This is a genomic window from Streptomyces sp. B21-105 (assembly GCF_036898465.1).
In the GTDB taxonomy this organism is placed as follows: Bacteria; Actinomycetota; Actinomycetes; order Streptomycetales; family Streptomycetaceae; genus Streptomyces.
This window is the reverse complement of record NZ_JARUMJ010000001.1, coordinates 8,118,850-8,138,338: the sequence shown is the minus strand read 5'-3', so window position 1 is coordinate 8,138,338 and position 19,489 is coordinate 8,118,850. Positions and strand designations below refer to the sequence as shown.

The following is a 19,489-nucleotide window of genomic DNA, read 5'->3' as shown; positions in this document are numbered from 1 at the left end:
CCCACGTGCTCGAAACACTTGCTCGAAAGGCAGTCATGTCCCACCCCGGCACCTCCCCCGCACGGTTCACCCTCGACCCGGCCTTCGCCGTCGGCAGCGTCAACCCCCGTCTGTACGGATCGTTCGTCGAGCACATGGGACGCTGCGTCTACACCGGCATCTACGAGCCCGGCCACCCCACCGCCGACGCGGACGGCCTGCGCCAGGACGTCCTGGCGCTGGTCCGGGAGCTCGGCGTCAGCACCGTCCGCTATCCCGGCGGCAACTTCGTCTCCGGCTACCGCTGGGAGGACAGCGTGGGCCCGCGCGAGGAGCGGCCGAGCCGGCTGGACCTGGCCTGGAAGTCCACCGAGACCAACGAGTTCGGACTCGGCGAGTTCATGGACTTCTGCGGGAAGACCGGCATGGAGCCGATGATGGCCGTCAACCTCGGCACCCGCGGCGTCGAGGACGCCGTACGGCTGCTGGAGTACTGCAACCACCCCGGCGGCACCGAACTGTCCGACCGCCGCGTCGCCCACGGCGGCAAGGAGCCGTACGGCATCCGGATGTGGTGCCTGGGCAACGAGATGGACGGCCCCTGGCAGACCGGCCACAAGACGCCCGAGGAGTACGGCCGCCTCGCAGCCGAGACCGCCCGCGCCATGCGGCAGGTCGACCCCGGCCTGGAGCTGGTGGCCTGCGGCAGCTCCAGTTCCTCCATGCCGACCTTCGCCTCCTGGGAGGCGACGGTGCTGGAGGCCACGTACGACCTCGTCGACCACGTCTCCCTGCACGCCTACTACGAGGAGGTCGACGGCGACCGCGACTCCTTCCTGGCCTCGGCCGTGGACATGGAGCACTTCATCGAGTCGGTCGTCGCCACGTGCGACCACGTCCGGGCCCGCCTCAAGGCGAAGAAGCACATCAACCTCTCCTTCGACGAGTGGAACGTCTGGTACCAGAAGCGGCCCAACCCGCACCACGTGGAGGAGTGGCAGCAGGCGCCGCGCCTGCTGGAGGACGTCTACACCGTCACCGACGCCGTGGTCTTCGGCTCACTGCTCATCGCCCTGCTGCGGCACGCCGACCGGGTCACCGCGGCCTCCCTCGCCCAGCTCGTCAACGTCATCGCGCCGATCATGACCGAACCGGGCGGCGCGGCCTGGCGGCAGACCACGTTCTACCCCTTCGCCCAGGCGTCGGCGCACGGACGCGGCCGGGTGCTGCGCGTCGAGGTGGACAGCCCGACGTACCACACCGACCGCTTCGGTGACGTACCGCTGCTGCACGCCACCGCCGTGCTGGACGACGAGACCGGCGACATCACCGTGTTCGCCGTCAACCGCGGCCAGGACACGGCCCTGCCGCTGGAGATCGACCTGCGCGGCACCGACGCCCGCACCGTCGTCGAGCACCTGACCCTGGCCGACGGCGACCCGGAGGCCGTCAACACCGCGGACCGGCCCGACCGGGTCACCCCGCACGCCGCCGCCGGCACCACCCTCACCGGCGGCGTCCTCCACACCGAACTCGAGCCGCTCTCCTGGAACATGATCCGCCTGACGAACCGTCAGAACTGACTCGGAGTCATAGGACGCCACCGCACTCACGCCCGGGAAGAACCATGACAGCCGTTCCCCAACCTCTGTTCCGAGACCCCGTTCACGACGGCGCGACCGACCCCACCGTCATCTGGAACCGGCATGCCGGCGAGTGGTGGATGTTCTACACGAGCCGACGCGCCGACGCGCCACCGATGAACGACGTGAGCTGGGTGCACGGGACCGACATCGGCATCGCGTCCTCCTCGGACGGCGGAGCGACCTGGCTGTACCGGGGAATCGCCGAAGGGCTGGGCATCGAGCCCGGGCGGCACACCTACTGGGCCCCGGAGATCGTCGACGACGGAACCGAGTACCACATGTTCGTCAGCGTGATCCGCGGTGTCCCGACCCGGTGGGAGGGCCACGCACGCGTGATCCGCCACTACGCGAGCCATGACCTCTTCTCCTGGACCTACCGCTCCACCCCGTCGCTCTCCTCCGAGGCAGTGATCGACGCCTGTGTCCTGCGGCTCCCCTCGGGCGGCTACCGCATGTGGTACAAGGACGAGGCCGATCACGCGCACACCTACGCGGCGGACAGCGATGATCTGGCGCGGTGGACCGTCCGGGGCCCTGCCGTCGAGTGCTCGGCCCACGAAGGCCCGAACGTGTTCGAGCTCGGCGGCAGCTACTGGATGCTCGTCGACGAATGGCACGGCCAGAGGGTTCTTCACTCGCGGGACCTTCAGACATGGCAACCGCGAGGACTCGTTCTCGACCGCCCCGGGCAGGGCCCGGACGACGCGTCCTACGGGTTCCACGCCGACGTCGTCACCAGCGAACTCGGCGCCTTCGTCTTCTACTTCACGCATCCGGGGCGATCCGCCGAGAGCGCGGTACCCGAGGGCGCGGTAGCCGACAGCGGCTACGCCGACCGGCGAAGCTCGATCCAGGTCGCCCGCCTGCGGGTGAACGGGGACACCCTCGTGTGCGACCGGGACGAAGCCCTTGAGGCCCCCGTCCTGCCTTTCGAAGGGCCGGTCCGGTGACAGGAGTCCATCACCCCCGGATCGCGCGAGGCCGACGCCCGCCCTTCCGTTCGGCAGCACACCTCATGCGAGTGATCCGCCGGCCCAGGCGGCCGGCACGGCCCACTACGCGTCCGTGCCGCCACCCCCGGCGATGACCTACTCGCTCACAAGCACCGCGTCCAACGGCAACGCCGCCGCGCTGACGAACTGGCCCCTGAGCAGCGGCTCCCTGTGACAGATCGTCTACAACCTCACGCCGAACACGACCTGACGAGGTCGCCCTGACCCAGCAGTGAACAACACCCGGTGGGCGTGGACGTGTCCGGCCGGCCACCACAGGCCGGACAGCCACGCCTCCTGGTGCGAAAAGCGCACTGCACTGACTCACTCCACTGCCCCGGGCTACGCCGCCCCCACAGGATCGGCGGAGCCCGGGGCAGCGCGCGTGTCACCGGTGCGGTTGAAGCGTTCGACCCTGCCGTTGGTCTGCGGCCGGCAGTGGCGGCCGGGCCCCGCCGTCCCGGCATCGCCTCGGCCGGTGACCTGCTGCGCTACGCCACCGCCCGCGACGCGTGGGAGCGCCGCCCGTGCGGCGAGGGCAGCGTCGGGGTCAAAGACGTTGACCCACCTGATGTGCGAGTCGAGCCGGGTCTCGGCCCAGCACACGGTCCTGTTTCTCAGCCGTGAGACGTTCCAGCGTCCGGGCCGTCTGGCCGAGCTCGCCCTCGACCGACGTCACCGCTCACCCGCGAGGTCGAGATCACCCCTGCTCGTCTCGGCCACGCCCTCAGCGCGTCGGGGACGGTGCCACGGACGGGCGATCGGACCGGACACCGCCCGCCACCACGCCTCCACCGGCAGCTTCCCCGCCGGCTCGAACGGCTCACCCGGCCGCGGGACCGCCACCGCCTGCCCGGCCTCCTCTGCCGCGTCCTTCGTCCACTCCCCCGGCTCCGCCCACGCGTGCAGCGCCAGGTTGAACGTCCCCCAGTGGATCGGCAGCAGAACCCCGCCCGGACTGCCTCCCTGCAGATCGAGGTGGGCCTGTACCCCCTGGGCCGGCGACATGTGAATGTCAGGCCAGGCTCCGGGCAGCGGCGTATGTTCCGTGTGGTTCTTGGGCCAGAAGTCCGAGTACGCCCCGATCTGGATCATCGTCGCGTCGAACGGGCCGTGCGCGGCGCCGATGTCGCGGAAACCGTCGAAGTAACCGGTGTCCCCGCTGTGGAAGATCCGGTGCTCCACGCCCGCCACCACCCACGAGGCCCACAGGGTGTGCTGGGTGTTGCGCAGGCCGCGGCCGCAGAAGTGGCGGGCCGGGGTGGCCGTCAGGGTCAGCCCGCCGACCTCGGTCGCCTCGTGCCAGTCCAGCTCGCGCAGCCGGCCGGCGGACACGCCCCAGTGCTCGAGATGGGCGCCGACGCCGAGCGGCACCGCGAACACGGTGTCCGTGCCGGCCAGCGCCTTGATCGTGGGCAGGTCCAGATGGTCGTAGTGGTCGTGCGAGATGACGACGACGTCGACCGGGCCGAGCGCGGCCAGCGGAAGCGGCACCGGGTGCAGCCGCTTGGGTCCCGCGAACGCGAAGGGGGAGCAGCGCTCGCCCCAGACCGGATCGAACAGCACCCGCCGCCCGTCGATCTCCGCGAGCACGCTGGAGTGCCCCATCCACGTCACCCTGAGGCCGGTCACCGGCGGCTTGGCGAGGTCGGCGAGGGTGGTGGCGTGCACCGCCACGGTGCCCGCGGGAGCCCGCCGGGGCGCTGCTCCTTGTCGAAGAAGACCTTGGCGAAGTCCAGCATCGAGCCCGACGGGCGAATGCGCGCCGGGCCGCCGGGGTTCTGGAAGACGCCGTCCTGGTAGTGGGGCGATCTGCGGATGCGCGCCAGGCGCTCGCCGCTCGGATCCGCGCCGAAGGCCTCGGGCTGCAGACCGCGGAGCCCGGAGCTCAGGGAACGGAAACCGGACACGGTACCTCCAGGTGGAGTCGCTGAGGCGTTCCATTATGGTCGCCTCGTCGGACAACGCGTGGACAGCCCCCGGACCGCGTCCCGGTACTGACCCGACCGACGGCGCCGCGGGCGGGCCGCGCACGCACGCAGGACTCGCAAACGACTCGCGAAGGAGCGGCTGCGGGCGGTCATAGAGCGGTTCGGCGGTGGGCGGTGACGGCGTCGGGGCAGCTCACAGCCCCTGTGTAGGGTGACGGACGTGGCGAGGGTGCGGTTGAGCGTGGCCGAGCGGCGGGAGGAACTGCTGCGGGCGGCCATCGAGCAGATCGAGGCGCGGGGCGTGGCGGCGGTCAGGATCGCCGACGTGGCCGCGGCCCTCGGCGTGAGCAACGCCCTGGTGCTGTACCACTTCTCGACGAAGGAGCAGCTGGTCGCCGACGCGTTCGCCCGCGCGGCCCAGGACGACCTGACGCATCTGCGCAAGCTGGTCGGCCGCCGCACCACGGCGCTGCGCAGGCTGCGGTCGGCGGTGCGCTGGTACGCGCCCACCGGCCAGGCCAAGGGCTGGCGGCTGTGGATCGAGGGCTGGGCGGTGTCGCTGCGCGAGCCGGCGCTGCGGGAGGTCGCCCGCCATCTCGACCGGGAGTGGAAGGCCGCGCTCACCGGGGTGATCGCGGAGGGCGTGGCCGCGGGCGAGTTCCGGTGCCCCGACCCGGCCGGCACCGCCCTGCGTCTGACAGCGCTGCTCGACGGACTCGCCGTGCAACTGACGTCCTACGGGGGCGCGGTGCCCCGGGCACGGGCACGGGAGTGGGTGGACGAATCGCTGAACCGGGAAATCGGACTGACGCCGGGCGTCTCGGGCACGCAGGAACGCTGGCCCCTGGAGGGGACCGTGCGGCCTGAGCGGGTTTTCAGTCCAGCGCGTAGACCGCCGTCACCGTCGCCGTCGCCTTGATCTCGCCGGGCGCCGCGGGCACGGTGGCCATGCCGGCGCCGGGCGTGTCCCCGGCCGGGGCCTGGGGCGCGGCGTGCTGGACGCGTCCTCGCTGAGCGAGATCAGCCGGCCCAGGGCGCGGCCGCTGAGGCGGGCGTACTGCTCGGCCTTGGCCCGGGCGTCGGCGTGCGCGGCCTCCCTCGCACGGGCCTGCAGGGGGGCCGCGTCGGAGACGTCGAAGACCACGGAGCCGATGCGGGCCGCGTCGCCTGCGGCGTCCGTGATCGCCTGTAGGACCGCGCCGGTCTTCGACACCTGGCGCACCGTGACGGCGAAGGACTGGGCGGCCTGATAGCCCGTCAGCCGGGAGGCCCCGCCGGTGTAGTCGTAGACGGGGTGGAGGGAGACGTTCTCGGTGCGGATGTCCCGGTCGGCGACGCCCTGGGCCCGGACCGCGGCGAGCAGCGCGGCGGCGGCGCCGGTCTGCGCGTCCATCGCGGCCTGCGAGGTCTTGGCGGTGGCCTCGACGCCGGTGCCGACGACCGCCAGGTCGGGCTCCGCGCTCGCGCTGCCCTCACCGGTCACCGTCACGGTGGCGGCTTCGACCGCCACGGCGCGGACCGCCGTGACCCCGAACGCCGTGACCCCGACCGCTGCGGCGTCGGCCGCTGCGGCGTCGGCCGCGGGGTGGGCCGGCAGGGCCGCCGCCGCGGGCGCGGTGAATGCCGGGACGCCGAGGGTGAGCAGGGCGACGAGCGCCGCGGCGACGGACGTACGGGAAAGGGGCATACGGAACCGGTCCTCGAGGTGTCGGCGCGGACGGTGCGGGTGCGGGTGCGGGTGCGGAGGGTGCGGTGCGAGCGAACGGTGCGGGTGCGGGTGCGGGTGCGGTCATCCCAGCACCGGACCCCGCTCGCGCCCCCACGCCACTCCCGTGCGATCACCTCACTGGTGGAGCGGCCGGCCGTACGACGCCGACGGCCGGCCGTCCCCCACGTGCGAGCCGTGCCGCGCGACCCGCTACGCGACGGCCGCGATGCGCATCCTGATGTCGTCCGGCGAGAGCGCGCCCTTGGCGGTCACGTGGTCGCCGGACGACTCCCCGCGCAGCCTTCGCCCGATCCAGGGCACCAGGTACTCGCGCGCCCAGTGCACGTCGTCGCGCCGTACGTCGAGGGCGCCGCGCGGCGGGAGCAGCGGCCAGGGCTGCTCCGGATCGGCCGGCACGTCGAGGCCGAGGACCTGCCCGGCGCGCAGCGCCACCCGCGTGTGCCCCTCCGGGGAGAGGTGGAGCCGGTCGCCGTCCCAGGCCCTGCGGTCCTGCACGGACTTCAGGGACCACAGGTCGAGCACGGGACAGCCGTACCGGTCGGCGACGGCGCGGACGTGCCCGTTGTAGGTGGCGATCTTGCCGCGCAGGTGCTTGAGCACGGGAACGCCACGGGTGTCGAAGCCGGTGGTCACCATGACTGTGCCGGCTGCGGCGGTCAGGGCCGAGATCGCGCGCTCGAAACGCTCGGCGACCTCGTCCGGGTCGGTGCCGGGACGGAGGATGTCGTTGCCGCCCGCGCAGAAGGAGACCAGGTCCGGGGCGAGTTCCACCGCCCGGGGAAGCTGGTCCCGCTTGATCTGGTCGAGCAGCTTTCCGCGGACCGCGAGGTTGGCGTAGGCGAAGTCGCCTTCGGGTCGCAGGTCCGCGAGAAGCACCGCGAACCGGTCGGCCCAGCCGACGAACGCCCCGTCGGGGCCGGGGTCGCCGACGCCCTCGGTGAAGCTGTCCCCCACCGCCACGTACGACCCGATCACTGATCTGTTGTCACTCTTCGAATCGTCTGCCACAGCAGATCATGATTCACCTTCGAATGTGACCTACGCGACCGTAGGCAGGGATTGACGGACGGTGAGAAAAGCCACTCTTAAAGAATTTGCCAATCAGGGAACAAGGGACCACACGCGGAAGTCGTTGATGCGGAAGTGGCTCCAGGTGGTGCGGAAGGCGAAGTGGCCGCTCGTGTAGGGCTCCGGGTCGGTGTGGTCGAAGACCAGCCGGCCGTTGTTCCACCAGCGCACGACCGAGCCGTCGGAGACGATCCGCACGTGGTGCGGCCGGTTCGCGACGAGCAGCGGTTCGGTGTAGTCGTACAGCAGCGGGCGCACGCCCGCCTCGCCCACGTAACGGCGCATCCTGGTCGTGGTGTTGCCGTTGGCGCCATAGCCCACGTAGTACGTCTTGAGGTGGTCGTACTCGGCGAGGGCGCCGCCACGCGGGGTGGCGAAGAGATCGTCCGGGGAGCGGACGTCGACGGCGTTCCAGAAGTTGTTGAGATCGGAGACGCGGTCGTTGGGCCCGCCGGCGGAGACGGGCGTGGCGACGTACTCGAGGACGTACGGACCGTCGAGCCGCTGCGTGAACCAGACCGTCGCGCCGGCGGGCACGTCGATCTCGAGGCTCCCGCAGGAGGCGGTGACCGTACCGCCCTGCTCCCGCTCGACGGCCCATCGGCCGAGGCCGTGCCGGAAGTCGTCGTGGGCGATAAGCCGACGGCGGCGGGGCGCGGCGCTCGCCGTCGTCGACGGGGCGAGGGCGGCCAGGGCGGCGGAGGCGGCGAGTGTGCCGAATGTTCTGCGCGTCGTCGTCACGGGATGCGGCTCCTTCGGTGGGACCGGGGCGGCGGGCGGCCTCCGTGCGCGGCGGACCCCGCGCCGACGCCCGGTCGGCGTCCCCTCGGGTCCGAGGCCGACGCCGAAAGCGCTTGCCGTCTGACTGGACCACTGTGTCCGTATCGGCGTCGCCTGTCGACGGTGCGACCGGACACGCCACACGACCGCAATCGAACGATCATGAATGAGCGGAGTCGGCGGAGTCAGCGGGGGTCGGCGGGGTTCCTGGAGTCCGCGGGTCCGTGGGGTCCGCGCCGCACCCACACCGGACACGCCGAAGGCCGGCCCCGGATCGTGCGATCGGGGCCGGCCTTCGGTTTCGTGTCAGGCGCGGGGTCGTCGGAGGGGGTCAGCCGACGGAGACGCCGTGGGAGCGGAGGTAGGCGATCGGGTCGACGTCCGAGCCGTAGTCCGGGGTGGTGCGGATCTCGAAGTGCAGGTGCGGGCCGGTCACGTTGCCGGTCGCGCCGGAGAGCCCGACCTGCTGGCCCGCGTCGACGGTCTGGCCGGCCGAGACGGACAGCTGGGACAGGTGGCCGTACTGGGCGTAGTAGCCGTCGTCCAGCTTGATGACGACCTGGTTGCCGTAGGCGCCGCCCCAGCCCGCGGAGACGACCGTGCCCGCGCCGACGGCCTTGAGCGAGGTCCCGGTCGGGACGACGAAGTCGACGCCGGTGTGGTAGCCGCTGGACCACATGCTGCCCGACTGGTGGTACGGCGTGCCGACGGTGGCGCCGGCCACGGGCAGGGTGAAGCCGCCCGTGCTGCTCTCGGCGGCCTGGGTGGTCGTCTTCGCGGAGGACGACGACTCCGAGGACCCCGAGGACCCCGAGGACTTCGACGACGTCGAGGAGTCCGCGGAAGACTCCGACGAGGACGAGGACGAGGACGAGGAGGAGGAGGAGGAGGAGGAACTGGACGGCTTGGCGGTGCCGGCCGCGGCCTTCTTGCCGATCGTCAGCTTGAGGCCGGGATGGATCAGCGAGGGGTCCGCGCCGACGGCCTCACGGTTGTCCCGGTACAGCCTGTGCCAGCCGCCGCTGACGTGCTGCTCGGTCGCGATCTTCGAGAGGTAGTCGCCGGACCGCACGGTGTAGGTCGTGGCGGCGGCGGTCTTCCGGGTCACCGGAGCGGCCTGCACGGCCTTTTGGGAAACCGTCTGCGCGACGGCCCGGGAGACCGCCTGGGGCGCGGATTCCGCAGTGGCCGCGTGGGCGCCGGAGGCGGCCATGAACGGAAGGGCGAGCGCGGCCCCGCCGGTTCCGGCGACGGCTATGGAACGAGTGAGGCGCTGGGCCTTGGGACGGCGGTGCTTACCCTTCGCGGGCATGACGAATTCCTCTCCGGCGCCTACGAGGTGAGCTGTCGGGTGCGGACTGGAGATGTCCGGCCACGTCGGGACGCGGCTTTACCCCGAGCCTGTTCCGGGACCGGAACAGGCGTGGTGCCTGTGGGTCCCCCGCTCCTGCCATGTACGGGTGAGAGTGCGGATTCCGGGCGGCGGCAGGATTAGGCGTCCGTCCGGATTGGTGTGGAACGTAAGCGACCAAGACGCACAGGGACAAGCAGAGGTTGCACGGTCAGGGCATTTTTCTTGATCCGCTGTGAGAATTCGCGGTCACGCTCCGTGAATACAAAGATCCCCATAGGGGCAAACACCCCGGAAAACCACATGCATTACGTGAACATGACGGGCGACTTACCGTCACAGATATGACGCTGCTCACGTGACACTGGTCCAGCTTTTCCTATTCCAGAGCGAGTTGTAACGAAGAATCCAATTCGGACAGAAACCTCAGATGCGACGCAGCCGGATAACTGCCGCATCGAGGTCGCCCCGCAGTCCGGCGTGCATTCCGTGATGCAAGAGCACCGCACCTCGATGGATTTCACCCGTTTCACGGCATTCGTACGACGCTTTCGGGTCGAGCCCGCGCAGCCGCAGCGCCGGAACGGGCTCACCGAACCGCTGGGCCTGGAGCCAGGCGAGGACGACGGTCTCGTCCCCGAGTACGTACTGGACGGCGCTCAGGCCGCCCGCCGGGGGACGCAGCCGATAGAGGTCGCCCTGCTGCACCACATGCCGGACGTCCTTGTAGAGGTCCACCCACCGGCGCGCCTCGGCGAGCTCCTCCTCGCTCCACTCGGCGAGGTCCCCGCCGACGCCGAGCACCCCGGCCATGGCGCTGACGAACCGGAAGCGCAGCGAGCTGACCCGCCCGTTGAGCTGCGTGTTGGGGCTGTCGGTGACCCACGCGGCCATGACCCGGGCCGGGTGGATCTGACTGAAGCCGTGCTGGATGTCGAGGCGGTCCAGCGGGTCGGTGTTGTCGGAGGTCCACACCTGGTCGGTGCGGCTCATGATCCCGAGGTCGATGCGCCCACCGCCGCCCGAGCAGGACTCGAACGCGACGCCCGGATGGGCTGCCCGCAACCGGTCCAGGAGGCTGTAGAGAGCCCGCACGTGGTCGACCCACAGGCGTTGCGGATAGGGGTCGTCCGGCCAGCCGGCGTCGGTGAAGCAGCGGTTGAAGTCCCACTTGACGTAGTCGATCGGCGCGCTGGACAGCAGCCCGTCGAGCTGTTCCCAGAGATACTCCTGGACGTCTTCGCGCGCGAGGTTCAGCATGAGCTGATTGCGGAACTCCGTCCGCTTTCGTCCCGGCTGGAACTGCACCCAGTCCGGGTGCGCCCGGTACAGGTCGCTGTCCGGGTTGACCATCTCGGGCTCGACCCAGATGCCGAACTGCATGCCGAGGGCGCGCACGTAGTCGGCGAGGGGCTTCAGGCCGTTCGGGAAGCGGTCCGGGTTGGGCTGCCAGTCGCCGAGCCCGGCGTGGTCGCCGGTGCGCGCCCCGAACCAGCCGTCGTCCACCACGAAGAGCTCGACGCCGATCGCCGCGGCGCGCCGGGCGAGGGTCGCCTGCTGCTCCTCGGAGATGTCGAAGTAGGTGGCCTCCCAGGAGTTGAACAGCACCGGCCGGTCCTGTTCGGCGTCCGGGACGACATGGGCCCGCTGGTAAACGTGCCAGGCGCGGCTGGCCCCGCCGAAGCCGGCGTCGCTCCACAGTCCGGCGAAGACCGGCGTGGTGAAGGACTCGCCCGCCGCGAGGCGCAGCAGGCCCGAGTCGTCGTACCCGGCGCCGCCGGTGATCTGCACGCGCCCGTCGGGCAGCCGGGCGACGCCGATCCGCCAGGAGCCCGACCAGCCGAGCGCACAGCCGTAGACCTCGCCGCGCTCCTCGGTGGCGTCGGTGTCGAGGGCGACCCAGGGCAGGTGCTGGTGGCCGGTGTGGCCGCGGCGGCTGCCGATGACCGTCTCGCCGTGGCCGAGCGGGGTGCGCGCGAGCCGCGACTCGGCGGCCCAGCGGCCGTGCAGCTGCGACAGCCGCCAGTCGTCCCGCTCGGGCAGGGTCCAGGTGGCCGAGTCCGCGCGGAGCAGCTCCAGCGGCTGCTCGCCCTCGTTGCGCAGGGTCGTCCACCGCTCGACGACGTCGCCGCGCATCCGGTAGTGCAGGGTGACGGCGAGTCCGGCGTCCCGGAAACGCAACCGCAGTTCGTCGCCGTCCCGCTCGTGCGCCTCGAAGGTCCACTCGGTGCCGCGACGCTCGTCGGTGCGCACCGACAGGGCGGGCCGGACGAAGCGGGGGCCGCCCTCGACCGGGTACTCCTCGCGGCCGTCGAGCGGGGACTCGAAGGACGCCCCGCGCTCCGACCAGGGAAACGCGGCCAGGGCCTCGGCGTCGGCGAGCGAGATGTGCGGGCCCCAGTGCAGGTGGACCAGCTCGTCGGCCTCGGTGAGGTGGAGGGCGTAACTGCCCGTGGGCCCGGAAAGGACCCAGGTGCGGCCGGCGTCGGCGATCTCGGGCATCAAAAACCCCCACTGATTCGAACAGGTGCGATCAAGCGTCAACATCATCGAATGCGGTCGGCCCGTCGGGCAACTTCCGGCGGACGACGCTCCACCTGGGCGGACGTCCATCCGGCCGCCCGATGGACGACCGGCCGGTGGAGGACCGGCGGACGACCGGCGGACGACCGGTTGCCCCGGGGACCCGTGTCGTATGGTCGAGGAGGTCTCGTCGGCCACCACGAGCCGCGCCGACGCGGACCGACTGGGAGGGAGCCCCCGTGACGCAGCAGATCCCGTCGACCGAGCCCGAGCTGGCCGGCGTGCGCAACTTCCGGGACGTCGGGGGTCTGGCGACCGTCGACGGCCGGCGCGTGCGCCACGGCGTGCTGTTCCGCAGCGGCCACCTCGCGCACGCGACCGACGAGGACGCCGCGTTCCTCGCCGGCCTGGGCCTGCACACCGTCTTCGACTTCCGCAACGCCGCGGACCAGAAGCTGGAGGGGCCGGACGTCGAGCTGCCGGGTGTGCGCAACGTGAACCTGCCCCTGTCGGACCCGGCGGACGGCGCCGAGTTCTGGAAGATGGTGCGGGACGGCGAGATCGACCAGCTGCGCGGCATCCTCGGCGAAGGCAAGGCGGCCGGCCGGATGATCGCCTCCTACCGCAGGATCGTCACGGAGCGCACGGCGGAGCACTCACAGGTGCTGCACGCGCTCGCCGAGGACAGCGTGCCGGCGCTGATGCACTGCGCGGCGGGCAAGGACCGCGCGGGCCTGTCCGTCGCGGTGACGCTGCTCGCCGTCGGCGTGGAGCGCGAGGCGATCCTCGGCGACTACCTGGAGTCCAACGCCAAGCACCGTCGCTACCGGGTGCGCCGCAGCGCCACCTCCGCCGCGGCCTACTCCCCCGAGGTCATGGAACTGCTCGGCCCGCTCTTCGACGCCCGCGCGGAGTACCTCGAGGCGGCCTTCGAGACCATCGAGGAGACCTGGGGCGGTGTCGACCCCTACCTGGAACAGGGCCTCCGTCTCTCCCACGAGACCCGCGCCCGACTGCGCGAGCGACTCGTGGACTGACAGCCGCTCCCCTGCTCCCCCTACTGCTCGGCCTGCTGCTCAACCTGATCAACCTGCTCCGCCTACCGCTTGGCGCCCACCTCGAACAGCAGCCAGAGAAACCCCGCGAAGAGATGCCCGACGGCGATGTAGATGAACAGCCGGATCCAGACGGCCCGGGGGAACTTCTCCTCGATGTCGCTCATGACGTCACTCCGGTCTCGGACGGGTTCGGGCCCAGGCACAGCGTGGCGGTCGGGCTCTGCAGCAAAGTGTGGACGAAGAGGAGTTCGACCCCGTCGGCGTCCTGCGCGGCGATGCGGTGCGGGGTGAGCGAGTCGAAGTGCGCGCTGTCACCGGGCCCGAGCAGGTCGGCGGTGTCCGCGAGGCGCAGCCGCAGCCGCCCGTGCAGGACGTGCAGCCATTCCTCGCCGGGGTGCACCCGCACGATGTCGCCCTGCGCCCCGTACGGGACGTGCACGCGCAGGGCCTGCATCGCCCGCCCGGAGGCGCCGGTCTGCCAGTACGTCCAGCCGCCCGCGCGGGTCGGCTCCATGGCGGCGGCGCGCACGACGGCGTCGCGGTCGGCGGCCGCCTCGCCGAGCAGCTCGGAGACCGTCGTACCGTAGATCCGGGCGAGGGCGAGCAGCATCGGCAGCGAGGGCTGCCGCTGCCCGGTCTCCAGCCGGGAGAGATGGGCGGGCGATAGCCCGGCCGCCCGGGCGGCGGTCTCGAGGGTGAGGGCGGCCCGGCGGCGCAGGGCGCGCAGCTGGGGGGCGACGGCGGAGAGTGCCTCGGTCTGTTCCGCCGGGTGCCAGGACTCGGTTGGGCTCATGCCTCCATTGGACGCGAGATCTTGCCTCTGCGGCAAATCTCTTGCCCCAGAGGCAAAACGGACCGCTGATGCGGCAACCCGTGCGGTGTCAGCGCTGGGCGTCAGCGCTGGGCGACCGCCTGCTTGACCAGGGTCTTGCTGAAGTCCCACATCAGTCCGCCGCCGCTGTGTGCGTCGTCCATCACCGCGGTGAAGGCGTCGACGAACCGGTCCACCTCCCGCTCCCCCACGATCAGCGGTGGGATCAGCTTGATCACCTCCAGATGGTCGCCGGAGACCTGGGTGAGGATCCGGTGCCGTTGCAGCAGCGGTACGACCACCATCTGCGCGAAGAGTCCCTTGCGGGCCGCCTGGAGCATGGCCCACCGGCTGCGCAGCTTCAGCGACCTGGGCTTGCCGAACTCGATGCCGATCATCAGACCCCGGCCGCGGACGTCGGCCAGCAGCTCGTACGTGTCGACGAGTGCCGCCAGCCGGGTCCTGAGCAGGTCGCCGGTGGCCCGCGCGTTCGCCACGATCTGCTCGTTCTCCATGACGGACAGCACGGCGAGCCCGGCCGCCATGGCCTGCGCGTTGGCGCCGAAGCTCGCCGAGTGCACCAGCACCCGGTCCATCGAGGAGTAGACCTTCTTGAAGATCCAGTCCTTGCCGAGGGTGGCCCCGACCGGCACATAGCCCCCGGACAGCGCCTTGGCCACGCACACCAGGTCCGGCTCGACACCCTCCTCGTGCTGGTAGGCGTAGAAGTCGCCGGTCCGTCCGAGGCCCGTCTGCACCTCGTCCGCGATGAGCAGCGCCTTGTGCTTGTGCAGCAGTTCCTGCGCCGCACGGAGATAGCCGGGCGGCGCCTCGTGCACCCCCTTGCCCTGGATCGGCTCGACGATCAGGGCGGCGACGTCGCCCTTCGTCACCTCCCGTGCCAGCGCGTCGAGGTCGCCCAGCGGAACGGGCGTGTCGGGCAGCAGGGGCGCGAAGCCGTCCCGGAAGCCCGACTCGCCGTTCACCGACAGCGAGCCGGCCGTGAGCCCGTGGAAGGCGTGGTCGCAGTACAGGATCCTGGGCCGGCCGGTGGCGTACCGGGCGAACTTCAGGGCGGTCTCCACGGCCTCGGTGCCGCTGTTGCCGAAGAACGCCCGGTCCAGGTGGGGGCTGTGCGCGAGCAGCTTCTCGGCCAGCAGTCCGGGCAGCGGCTGGCAGTCGAACCGGGTGAGGTCGGCGAGCCCGGCGTCGAGGACGTCGTGCAGCGCCTTGCGGACGACCCGGTGGTGCCGGCCGAGGCCCATCACCCCGAACCCGGCGAGCATGTCCAGGTAGTCGTTGCCCTCGGCGTCCCAGAAGTAGGCGCCCTCGCCGCGCTCGTACACCTTGTCGAAGCCGATGGTGTGCAGCATGCGCGGCAGCTGGTGGTTGAGATACCTGCCGTGCAGCTCGTAGCGCTCGGCTCCGCGCTCGGCCAGCAGCGCGCCGAGGTCGAACTCCGTGGTCATTCAGCCTTCTCCTCGAGTGGGTCGGCGAGCGGACCGTCGGCGGACGTGACGCCCCGCACGGCAAGGCTCACGCTGATCCGGCCGGCGATCTCGACGGGCGTGAGACCGATGTCGGCGAGCACCTCGCCGCGTTTGGCGTGCGCGAGGAACTGCTCCGGCATGCCGAACCGCCGCACGGGCACGTCGACTTCGGCGTCACCGAGGGCCAGGGCCACCGCCGAGCCGACGCCCGCCGCCCGGCTGTTGTCCTCGACGACCGCCACCAGCCGGTGCTCGGCGGCGAGACCGGGCAGCGCCGGATCGACGGGTTTGACCCATCGCGGGTCGACGACCGTGCAGGCGACGCCCCGCGCCCGCAGCAGCTCGGCGGCGCGCAGACACACCGGCGTCATCACGCCGACGGCCACCAGCAGCACCTCGGGCTCCTCGCCGCGGTGCAGGACGTCCATGCCGCCCACCGTGCCGATCGCCGGGATCTCCGGTCCGACCGACTCCTTGGGGAAGCGGATCACCGTCGGCGCGTCGTCCACCGCGACAGCCTCCCGCAGTTGGGCGCGGAGCTGGTCGGCGTCGCGCGGCGCGGCGATCCTGAGCCCGGGCACCACCTGGAGCACGGACATGTCCCACATCCCGTTGTGGGACGCCCCGTCGACGCCGGTGACCCCGGCCCGGTCCAGGACGAACGTCACCCCGCAGCGGTGCAGCGCCACGTCCATCAGCAGCTGGTCGAAGGCGCGGTTGAGGAAGGTGGCGTAGACGGCCACGACGGGGTGCAGGCCGCCGGTCGCCAGTCCCGCCGCGCTCACCGTCGCGTGCTGCTCCGCTATGCCGACGTCCCAGACGCGGTCCGGGAAGCGTTCGGCGAACCTGCCGAGCCCCACCGGGTGCAGCATCGCCGCGGTGATCGCCACGACGTCGTCGCGCTCCTCACCGATCGCCACGATCTCGTCGCCGAAGACGGACGTCCAGGACGGCCCGCCGGCGGGCGCGAGCGGGGCGCAGGTGAGCGGGTCCATCGCGCCCACGGCGTGGAAGTGGTCCTCCTCGTGGGCGAGGGCGGGTTCGTAGCCGCGGCCCTTCTCGGTCAGGCAGTGCACCAGCACCGGCCCGTGGAAGCGTTTGGCCCGCCGCAGCGCGGACTCGACGGCCTTGACGTCGTGCCCGTCGATCGGACCGACGTACTTCAGACCGAGGTCCTCGAACATGCCCTGCGGGGCGAAGGCGTCCTTGAAACCCTTCTTCGCGCCGTGCAGGGACTCGTAGACGGTGTGCCCGACCAGCGGGGTGCGCAGCAGGACGTCCTTCCCCCAGGCCAGCACCCTCTCGTAGCCGTCGGTCGTGCGCAGCGCCGCCAGGTGGTTGGCGAGGCCGCCGATGGTGGGCGCGTATGAGCGCTCGTTGTCGTTGACGACGATGATCAGCGGCCGGTCCTTGGCGGCCGCGATGTTGTTCAGCGCCTCCCAGGCCATGCCGCCGGTGAGCGCGCCGTCGCCGATGACCGCGACCACATGGCCCTTCTCGCCCTGCACCTGGCGCGCCTTGGCGAGCCCGTCGGCCCAGCCCAGCGCGGTGGAGGCGTGGCTGTTCTCGATGACGTCGTGCTCGGACTCCTCGCGCGAGGGATAGCCGGACAGGCCGCCCTTCCCGCGCAGCTTGGAGAAGTCCTGACGTCCGGTCAGCAGCTTGTGCACATAGCTCTGGTGGCCGGTGTCCCACAGGATGCGGTCGTCCGGCGACTCGAACACCCGGTGCAGGGCGACGGTCAGTTCCACCACGCCCAGGTTGGGCCCCAGATGCCCACCGGTCCTGGCGACCGCGTGGATCAGGAACTCTCTTATCTCGTCGGTCAGTTCACCGAGTTCCGCCTCGGACAGCGCCTTCAGGTCGCGTGGTTGCCGGATGGTCTCCAGGATCGTCACGTCGGGCCCCCTCTCCGTTGGTGCCTTGCCTCAACTCACCGTCACTGCCGGTTTCCCCGTGACCACGGGGGCCCCGGAGGCGGCCCCCTCCTGCTCCAGCTGCTCGGCGATCCTCATCGCCTCCTCGATGAGGGTCTCGACGATCTTCGACTCGGGGACGGTCTTGACGACCTCGCCCTTCACGAAGATCTGCCCTTTGCCGTTGCCGGAGGCGACCCCCAGATCCGCCTCCCGCGCCTCGCCGGGGCCGTTGACCACACACCCCATGACCGCCACGCGCAGCGGGACCTCCATGCCCTCAAGCCCAGCCGTGACCTCCTCGGCGAGCTTGTAGACGTCGACCTGGGCGCGGCCGCAGGACGGGCAGGAGACGATCTCCAGACCGCGCTGCTTGAGGCCCAGGGACTCCAGGATCTGGTTGCCGACCTTGACCTCCTCCACCGGCGGCGCCGACAGCGAGACCCGGATGGTGTCGCCGATGCCCTGGGAGAGCAGCGCGCCGAAGGCGACCGCCGACTTGATCGTGCCCTGGAAGGCGGGGCCGGCCTCGGTGACGCCCAGGTGGAGCGGGTAGTCGCACTGCGCGGCGAGCTGCCGGTACGCCTCGATCATCACGACCGGGTCGTTGTGCTTGACCGAGATCTTGATGTCGCGGAAGTCGTGCTCCTCGAAGAGGGACGCCTCCCACAGGGCCGACTCCACCAGCGCCTCGGGGGTGGCCCTGCCGTACTTCTGCAGCAGCCGGCGGTCCAGCGAACCCGCGTTGACGCCGATGCGGATCGGCGTGCCGTGCTCGTCGGCCGCCTTCGCGATCTCCCGCACCTTGTCGTCGAACTGCTTGATGTTGCCCGGGTTCACCCGCACCGCCGCACAGCCCGCCTCGATCGCCGCGAACACGTACTTCGGCTGGAAGTGGATGTCCGCGATCACCGGGATCTGCGACTTGCGCGCGATCGTCGACAACGCGTCCGCGTCGTCCTGCGTCGGACACGCCACCCGCACGATCTGGCAGCCGGACGCCGTCAGCTCCGCGATCTGCTGCAACGTCGCCCCGATGTCCGACGTACGCGTCGTCGTCATCGACTGCACCGGCACCGGGGCCCCGCCCCCGACCGCCACGGAACCGACCTGGATCCGCCGCGACTCGCGTCGCGACGCCACCGGCCGGACCGGCATCCCGGGGACGCCCAGGGAGACGGCGGTCATCGTCTCACTCCCGGTTTCCGTTGACGGTCTCGCGCATCGCGCGCAGGGACTCCTTCAGCGACCCCATGGTGGCGAGTACGGCGGTCGGCTCGTAGCCGCAGTGCGCCATGCAGTTGGCGCATCGCGGGTCCTTGCCGCGGCCGTACTTGTCCCAGTCGGTCTCCTCGATGAGCTCGCGGTACGTCGGCACGTATCCGTCGCTCATCAGGTAGCAGGGCCGCTGCCAGCCGAAGAGCGAGTAGTTCGGGATGGCCCACGCGGTGCACGGGAAGTCGACCTTGCCCTCGAGGAAGTCGAGGAACAGCGGCGAGTGGTTGAGCCGCCAGCGGCGCCGGTTCCCGCCCGAGAACGCCTTCTTGAACAGTTCGCGGGTCTGCTCCACCCCCAGGAAGTGCTCCTGGTCGGGCGCCTTCTCGTAGGCGTAGGCGGGCGAGATCATCATCTCGTCGACCTTGAGGTCGTCGTTGAGGAAGTTGAGCACCTCGACGACGGTCTGCGGGGTGTCGGTGTTGAAGAAGGTCGAGTTGGTGGTCACCCGGAAGCCGCGCCGCTTGGCCTCCTTGATGGCCGCCACGGCCTCGTCGAACACGCCTTCCTTCGCCACCGACTCGTCGTGCCGCTCCCGCAGACCGTCGATGTGCACGGCGAACGCGAAGTAGCGCGAGGGCGTGAACTTCTCCATCTTCTTGCGCAGCAGCATGGCGTTGGTGCAGAGGAACACGTACTTCCTCTTCGCCACCAACTGGCGGACGATCTCGTCGATCTGAGGGTGCATCAGGGGCTCGCCGCCCGCGATGGACACCATCGGCGCGCCGGACTCCAGCACCGCGCCGACGGCCTGGGCGACCGGCATGCGCTGTTTGAGCACTCCCGACGGGTGCTGGATCTTGCCGCAGCCCTCGCACTTGAGGTTGCAGGCGAAGAGGGGTTCCAGTTCGACGATGAGCGGGAACTTGTCCCGCTTGCGGAGCTTCTGTTCAGCCAGGTATGTAGCGACCTTGATGGACTGGCGCAGCGGCATGGCCAT

General features: G+C 71.0%; 15 protein-coding genes, 1 pseudogene and 1 riboswitch. Of the genes and pseudogenes, 4 read left to right on the top strand and 12 right to left on the bottom strand.

Annotation, left to right across the window (positions count from 1 at the left end; all coding sequences use genetic code 11):
- Nucleotides 1-35 precede the first annotated feature (35 nt).
- Together arfA and QA802_RS36430 are read left to right on the top strand one after the other, a co-directional pair.
- Nucleotides 36-1,562 (top strand): arabinosylfuranosidase ArfA, encoded by a 1,527-nt coding sequence (gene arfA, locus QA802_RS36435; RefSeq protein ID WP_334531991.1) that lies wholly within the window; start codon nucleotides 36-38, stop codon nucleotides 1,560-1,562.
- 44 nt (nucleotides 1,563-1,606) lie between these two features.
- The gene (locus QA802_RS36430) at nucleotides 1,607-2,575 is read left to right on the top strand and encodes a glycoside hydrolase family protein (protein ID WP_334531988.1); all 969 of its coding nucleotides are present in this window, start codon (nucleotides 1,607-1,609) and stop codon (nucleotides 2,573-2,575) included.
- A gap of 717 nt (nucleotides 2,576-3,292) precedes the next feature.
- On the opposite strand, the pseudogene QA802_RS36425 reads toward QA802_RS36430, so the two are convergent.
- Nucleotides 3,293-4,527: pseudogene (locus tag QA802_RS36425) on the bottom strand (MBL fold metallo-hydrolase).
- A gap of 241 nt (nucleotides 4,528-4,768) precedes the next feature.
- Between QA802_RS36425 and QA802_RS36420 the strand changes: the two are divergent.
- On the top strand, nucleotides 4,769-5,467 hold the full coding sequence (locus tag QA802_RS36420; RefSeq protein ID WP_334531985.1) for a TetR/AcrR family transcriptional regulator: 699 nt from the start codon (nucleotides 4,769-4,771) through the stop codon (nucleotides 5,465-5,467).
- Here QA802_RS36420 and QA802_RS36415 read toward each other — a convergent pair.
- From QA802_RS36415 to QA802_RS36395, 5 genes are all read right to left on the bottom strand, one after another.
- Nucleotides 5,447-6,235 carry an SIMPL domain-containing protein gene (locus tag QA802_RS36415; RefSeq protein ID WP_334531983.1) on the bottom strand — a complete coding sequence of 263 codons (789 nt, stop codon included), beginning with the start codon at nucleotides 6,233-6,235 and terminating at the stop codon, nucleotides 5,447-5,449. The two genes, QA802_RS36420 and QA802_RS36415, sit on opposite strands and share 21 nt — an antisense overlap.
- Nucleotides 6,236-6,466: 231 nt before the next feature.
- A complete protein-coding gene (locus QA802_RS36410) occupies nucleotides 6,467-7,252 on the bottom strand; it encodes an SGNH/GDSL hydrolase family protein (protein WP_334531980.1) in 786 nt (261 codons plus the stop codon).
- 126 nt (nucleotides 7,253-7,378) lie between these two features.
- Nucleotides 7,379-8,086 (bottom strand): DUF6250 domain-containing protein, encoded by a 708-nt coding sequence (locus QA802_RS36405; protein WP_334531977.1) that lies wholly within the window; start codon nucleotides 8,084-8,086, stop codon nucleotides 7,379-7,381.
- A 370-nt stretch (nucleotides 8,087-8,456) separates the two neighbouring features.
- Nucleotides 8,457-9,437, bottom strand: coding sequence for a M23 family metallopeptidase (locus QA802_RS36400; RefSeq protein WP_334531974.1), 981 nt, complete (start codon nucleotides 9,435-9,437; stop codon nucleotides 8,457-8,459).
- A 2-nt stretch (nucleotides 9,438-9,439) separates the two neighbouring features.
- A riboswitch (cyclic di-AMP (ydaO/yuaA leader) is annotated at nucleotides 9,440-9,598 on the bottom strand.
- A 304-nt stretch (nucleotides 9,599-9,902) separates the two neighbouring features.
- Nucleotides 9,903-11,978 carry an alpha-galactosidase gene (locus QA802_RS36395; protein ID WP_334531971.1) on the bottom strand — a complete coding sequence of 692 codons (2,076 nt, stop codon included), beginning with the start codon at nucleotides 11,976-11,978 and terminating at the stop codon, nucleotides 9,903-9,905.
- 260 nt (nucleotides 11,979-12,238) lie between these two features.
- On the opposite strand from QA802_RS36395, the gene QA802_RS36390 reads away from it, so the two are divergent.
- Entirely contained in the window at nucleotides 12,239-13,036 is a 798-nt protein-coding gene (locus tag QA802_RS36390) for a tyrosine-protein phosphatase (RefSeq protein ID WP_334531968.1), read from the top strand.
- 62 nt (nucleotides 13,037-13,098) lie between these two features.
- Here QA802_RS36390 and QA802_RS36385 read toward each other — a convergent pair whose 3' ends face one another.
- From QA802_RS36385 to hpnH, 6 genes are all read right to left on the bottom strand, one after another.
- The gene (locus QA802_RS36385; RefSeq protein WP_334531965.1) at nucleotides 13,099-13,221 is read right to left on the bottom strand and encodes a DUF6126 family protein; all 123 of its coding nucleotides are present in this window, start codon (nucleotides 13,219-13,221) and stop codon (nucleotides 13,099-13,101) included.
- Nucleotides 13,218-13,850, bottom strand: a complete 633-nt coding sequence (locus tag QA802_RS36380) for a helix-turn-helix domain-containing protein (protein WP_334531963.1) — start codon at nucleotides 13,848-13,850, stop codon at nucleotides 13,218-13,220. Before QA802_RS36380 ends, QA802_RS36385 begins: the two co-directional genes overlap by 4 nt.
- Nucleotides 13,851-13,951: 101 nt before the next feature.
- Nucleotides 13,952-15,337 (bottom strand): aspartate aminotransferase family protein, encoded by a 1,386-nt coding sequence (locus QA802_RS36375; protein WP_334531961.1) that lies wholly within the window; start codon nucleotides 15,335-15,337, stop codon nucleotides 13,952-13,954.
- Entirely contained in the window at nucleotides 15,334-17,256 is a 1,923-nt protein-coding gene (dxs, locus tag QA802_RS36370) for a 1-deoxy-D-xylulose-5-phosphate synthase (protein WP_334531958.1), read from the bottom strand. Before dxs ends, QA802_RS36375 begins: the two co-directional genes overlap by 4 nt.
- A gap of 30 nt (nucleotides 17,257-17,286) precedes the next feature.
- Nucleotides 17,287-18,462: a flavodoxin-dependent (E)-4-hydroxy-3-methylbut-2-enyl-diphosphate synthase gene (gene ispG, locus QA802_RS36365; RefSeq protein WP_334531955.1), complete on the bottom strand. Its 1,176-nt coding sequence runs from the start codon at nucleotides 18,460-18,462 to the stop codon at nucleotides 17,287-17,289.
- 4 nt (nucleotides 18,463-18,466) lie between these two features.
- Complete coding sequence (gene hpnH, locus QA802_RS36360) at nucleotides 18,467-19,489, bottom strand: adenosyl-hopene transferase HpnH (RefSeq protein ID WP_334531952.1); 1,023 nt, start codon at nucleotides 19,487-19,489, stop codon at nucleotides 18,467-18,469.

What these genes read in the sequence shown, in the direction of transcription:
- arfA (WP_334531991.1), top strand. Translation starts at nt 36, where the DNA reads ATGTCCCACCCCGGCACCTCCCCCGCACGGTTCACCCTCGACCCGGCC.
- QA802_RS36430 (WP_334531988.1), top strand. Translation starts at nt 1,607, where the DNA reads ATGACAGCCGTTCCCCAACCTCTGTTCCGAGACCCCGTTCACGACGGC.
- QA802_RS36415 (WP_334531983.1), bottom strand. Translation starts at nt 6,235, where the DNA reads ATGCCCCTTTCCCGTACGTCCGTCGCCGCGGCGCTCGTCGCCCTGCTC.
- QA802_RS36400 (WP_334531974.1), bottom strand. Translation starts at nt 9,437, where the DNA reads ATGCCCGCGAAGGGTAAGCACCGCCGTCCCAAGGCCCAGCGCCTCACT.
- QA802_RS36395 (WP_334531971.1), bottom strand. Translation starts at nt 11,978, where the DNA reads ATGCCCGAGATCGCCGACGCCGGCCGCACCTGGGTCCTTTCCGGGCCC.
- QA802_RS36385 (WP_334531965.1), bottom strand. Translation starts at nt 13,221, where the DNA reads ATGAGCGACATCGAGGAGAAGTTCCCCCGGGCCGTCTGGATCCGGCTG.
- QA802_RS36380 (WP_334531963.1), bottom strand. Translation starts at nt 13,850, where the DNA reads ATGAGCCCAACCGAGTCCTGGCACCCGGCGGAACAGACCGAGGCACTC.
- QA802_RS36375 (WP_334531961.1), bottom strand. Translation starts at nt 15,337, where the DNA reads ATGACCACGGAGTTCGACCTCGGCGCGCTGCTGGCCGAGCGCGGAGCC.
- ispG (WP_334531955.1), bottom strand. Translation starts at nt 18,462, where the DNA reads ATGACCGCCGTCTCCCTGGGCGTCCCCGGGATGCCGGTCCGGCCGGTG.
- hpnH (WP_334531952.1), bottom strand. Translation starts at nt 19,489, where the DNA reads ATGGCCATGCCGCTGCGCCAGTCCATCAAGGTCGCTACATACCTGGCT.